This is a genomic window from Xanthomonas sp. SHU 199 (genome assembly GCF_000364665.1).
GTDB classification, from domain to species: Bacteria; Pseudomonadota; Gammaproteobacteria; order Xanthomonadales; family Xanthomonadaceae; genus Xanthomonas_A; species Xanthomonas_A sontii.
Map to the genome: position 1 here is coordinate 1 of NZ_AQOI01000817.1, position 2,841 is coordinate 2,841.

The window sequence follows — 2,841 nt, forward strand, 5'->3', positions numbered from 1 at the left end:
GGTCGACCACCCTGCTGAGCCATCGCCGCACCGCCACCCACGGCATCGCCTCGTTCGGCCCGGTGATCGACATTCCGCTGTTCGACTGGGGCATCCGCCATGCCAAGGCCAAGGCGCGCGGCGACTTACTGGAAGCGGCCACCCTGGCCTACCGGCAGACCGTGCTGGAGGCAGTCAACGAGGTCGAGGACGCGCTGACCGCACTGGAACAGCAGCGGCGCAACGTCGAGACCCAGCAGCAGGTGCTGCAGGCACAGCAGCAGGCCAGCGAGGTCGCGCAGCAGCGCCGGCGGCTGGGCTTGGGCAGCGACCTGGACGTGGCCACGCAGCAGGCCGCGCGCGACCAGGCTGCCCTGGAACTGCTGGAAGCGCAGCGCCAGCGCGACCTGGCCTACGTCGCCCTGCACACCGCACTGGGCAGCGCCACTGCGCCGATCCCCGGCACAGGCGCCGTCAGCAACCACGAAGGCGCGCAGCCCTGATGGTCGCGCTGGCCCGCCAGACCCTGCGCTACGAGTGGCGCCGCTTCCTGCCGGTGGTGGTGTCGGTGGGCTTCGCCAGCCTGTTGCTGCTGCTGCAGACCGCACTGGTGCTGGGCATCTTCGGCAGCGCCAGCGTCTATGTGTCCGGCTCCGACGCCGACCTGTGGCTGGGCTATCCCGGCACGCAGAGCGTGGACCAGGGCCGCGCCATCGATCCGGACGCGGCCGCGCCGCTGTACCTGGACCCGCGGGTGGCGCAGGTCGAGCCGTTCATCTGGTTCGACGGCGACTGGCGCGGCCCCGGCGACACCGGTGCGGTGTCGGTCTACATCTCCGGCATCGACACCCGCGACGGCGGGCTGATGTTCTCCCGTCTGCTCAGCCCCGCCCTGCGCGCGGCGCTGCGCGAACCGGACACCGTGGTGGTGGACCGCGCGGAACTGGACAAGCTCGGTGTCGGCGTCGGCAGCAGCGCGCGCATCAATGGTCATCGCGTACGGGTGATCGGGGTCGGCCGCGGCCTGCGCGCGCTCGGCGGGGTCAACGTGCTCGCCTCGCTGGACACCGCGCGCGCGCTCAACAGCGACACTGCGCATCCGGACTGGCCGACCTACATGGTGGCCAGGCTGCGCCCCGGCGCCGACCCGCAGGCGGTGGCGCAGGCGATCGACAGCGCGGTCACGCGGCCGCGCGTGGAAGCCTGGAGCGCCGACGATTTCGCCCGGCGCAGCATCCTGTTCTGGATGTTCGACACCGGCGCCGGCTCCGGCGTGCTGTTCCTCGGCGGCATCGTGCTGCTGGTCGGCGTGGCCATCACCAGTCAGACCCTGCTCGGCACCGTGCTCGGCGCCGCGCGCGAGTACGCCACGCTCAACGCGTTGGGCGTGAGCATGCGCAACCTACGCTGGGTGGTGCTGGAACAGGCCGCCTGGGTCGGAGCGCTGGGCCTGATCGGCGCCAGCGCGCTGGGCGCGGCGCTGGTCGCGCTGGCCCGCGCGCACGACGTGCCGGTGGCGTTCAACGCCAGCGGCTGGGGCCTGTGCGTGTGTGCGGTGATGCTGCTGACCGTGGTCTCGGCCCTGGCCGCGCTGCGCGGCCTGCGCCGCGCCGATCCGGCGTTGCTGCTGCGATGAGCCGCATCGTCGCCCCCGCCGCGCTGCATCCGGCCGCCGCCACCCTCAGCGGCAGCGGACTGTGCAAGAGCTTCGTCTCCGGCAGTCTGCGCACGCCGGTGCTGCGCGACGTGGAACTGCAGGTGTGGCCGGGCGAGCTGACCCTGATCTCCGGCCCGTCGGGCTGCGGCAAGAGCACCCTGCTGTCGATCCTCAGCGGCCTGCAGCGCGCCGACGCCGGCCGGGTGCTGGCGCTGGGCGAGGAGCTGGGCGCGCTCGGCGCCACCGCACTGGAGCAGTTCCGCCTGCGCCACACCGGCTTCATCTTCCAGGGCTTCAACCTGTTCCCGGCGCTGTGCGCGCTGGACCAGGTGCGGCTGCCGCTGCAGTACATGGGCCTGGCCCCGGCCGAAGTGCGCAGCCGTGCGGAGGAGGCGCTCGCCGAGGTCGGCATCGCCCACCGCCAGCACCTGCGCCCGGCCGAACTGTCCGGCGGCGAGAAGCAGCGCGTGGCGATCGCCCGCGCGCTGGCCAAGCACCCGGCGCTGCTGTTTGCCGACGAACCCACCAGCGCGCTGGACGCCGGCAACGGCCAGATCGTGATCGACCTGCTGCACCGCATCGCGCGCCGCCACAACACCATGGTGCTGTGCGTGAGCCACGACCCGCGCCTGATCCGCCATGCCGACCGCGTGCTGTCGATGGAGGACGGCCGCATCCTCGACGACCGCCGCGTCAACGCGCCGCCCTCGCCCCTGCCCTCACGGAATCCCGCACCATGAAAGCGTTCGCCGCCGCGCCCCTGCTGAGCCTGCTGCTGGCCGCATGCGCGCCCTCGGACCGCACGCCGGCCCCGGCGCCGGCCGCCACCCCGGCCTACCTGGCGGTGGCGCGCGGCCGCATCGATGTGGAAGGCGGCGTGCTCAAGCTCGGCCTGCCGGTCGCCGCGACCCTGCGCGAGGTACCGGTGCACGAGGGCGACGCGGTGCAGAAAGGCGCCGTGCTGGTCGCCGGCGACGACCGCGCCGCCGCGGTCGACCTGGACATCGCCCGCACCCGCGCCCAGGCCGCGGCGACCCACCTGAAACAACTGCAGCAGCGCCTGCAAAGCGCGCAGCAGAAGCAACGGCGGCTGGCCGAGGCTGCGCGCCTGGGCGCCGGCGACGGGCAGACCGCCGACGACGCCAGCGACGCGGTGCAGAGCCTGGCCGACGCGCTGGACACCGCGCGCAGCGACGCGGCGCTGG

General features: G+C 73.5%; 3 protein-coding genes and 1 pseudogene. All 4 read left to right on the plus strand.

Going from position 1 to position 2,841, the window contains the following annotated elements; genetic code table 11:
* Positions 1-482: TolC family protein (locus D183_RS0122355; RefSeq protein WP_017910963.1), on the plus strand; the 482-nt coding region annotated here is incomplete at its 5' end.
* Positions 482-1,615, plus strand: a complete 1,134-nt coding sequence (locus D183_RS0122360) for an ABC transporter permease (protein ID WP_017910964.1) — start codon at positions 482-484, stop codon at positions 1,613-1,615. The genes D183_RS0122355 and D183_RS0122360, both read left to right, overlap by 1 nt.
* A complete protein-coding gene (locus D183_RS0122365) occupies positions 1,612-2,376 on the plus strand; it encodes an ABC transporter ATP-binding protein (protein ID WP_017910965.1) in 765 nt (254 codons plus the stop codon). Before D183_RS0122360 ends, D183_RS0122365 begins: the two co-directional genes overlap by 4 nt.
* Positions 2,373-2,841: pseudogene (locus D183_RS0122370) on the plus strand (secretion protein HlyD); the annotation flags it as partial. The gene D183_RS0122365 and the pseudogene D183_RS0122370, both read left to right, overlap by 4 nt.